Origin of the sequence: Paraburkholderia sp. SIMBA_053 (assembly GCF_046534895.1) — a bacterium.
In the GTDB taxonomy this organism is placed as follows: domain Bacteria; phylum Pseudomonadota; class Gammaproteobacteria; order Burkholderiales; family Burkholderiaceae; genus Paraburkholderia; species Paraburkholderia caledonica.
On sequence record NZ_JAWRXU010001261.1, the window covers coordinates 1 to 251 of the forward strand.

1 protein-coding gene is annotated in these 251 nt (G+C 67.3%); it reads left to right on the forward strand.

All coding sequences use genetic code 11. The features are described from left to right. The coding region (locus SB753_RS39675; RefSeq protein ID WP_410805497.1) for an aromatic amino acid lyase at window positions 1-251 on the forward strand (251 nt) is incomplete at both ends.

Genomic DNA, 251 nt, shown 5'->3' on the forward strand with positions numbered 1-251 from the left:
TCAGCATGGGCACGATCGCCGCGCGCGACTGCCTGCGTGTGCTCGAATTGACCGAGCAGGTCGCGGCCGCGCATACGCTTGCCACCGTGCAGGCGGCGCGTTTGCGCCTGCGAATCGACAGTGCGACGCCGGTGCCCGCGCCGTTGCAAACGTTCGTGGAAAACGTCGGCGCACAATCGCCTTTCGTCGACGATGACCGCGCGATCGAATCTGATCTGCGCGCACTGACCGCGCGCATCGCCGCCTGCGAG